Origin of the sequence: Robertmurraya sp. DFI.2.37, from assembly GCF_029211245.1 — a bacterium.
Taxonomy (GTDB): domain Bacteria; phylum Bacillota; class Bacilli; order Bacillales; family Cytobacillaceae; genus Robertmurraya; species Robertmurraya methanolica_A.
The window spans coordinates 1-296 of the sequence record NZ_JARGEJ010000691.1; the positions used below are offsets into that span (position 1 = coordinate 1).

At 34.5% G+C, this 296-nt stretch carries 1 pseudogene; it reads right to left on the reverse strand.

Features of this window, described 5'->3' with window-relative positions:
• Positions 1–115: 115 nt before the first annotated feature.
• Positions 116–296, reverse strand: a pseudogene (locus PZE06_RS28235) (hypothetical protein); the annotation flags it as partial.

Genomic DNA, 296 nt, shown 5'->3' on the forward strand with positions numbered 1-296 from the left:
ATTTATTAGAGGAAACTTATCCTTCAGAAGCCCTTACTTTAAATGCTCTCGCGGTACACTACCTTGCTACCGATAGAAAAATAGATTGTGTTTTAACAACTTTCGCTTCTAATTTTTATTGAAGTAACTGTCCAACAAAAATGATGTAGGCAAGAAAAGCTGTCAGAACAAGCGAAAAACTAACCGTAAAGATGCTGCGAAATGCACTGCTCCAATTATTAACACCTGTAAATCCAATGATTCCAATGATGAGCACAATTAACGTAAAATAAAACAACAATTGTAAAGGATGGATA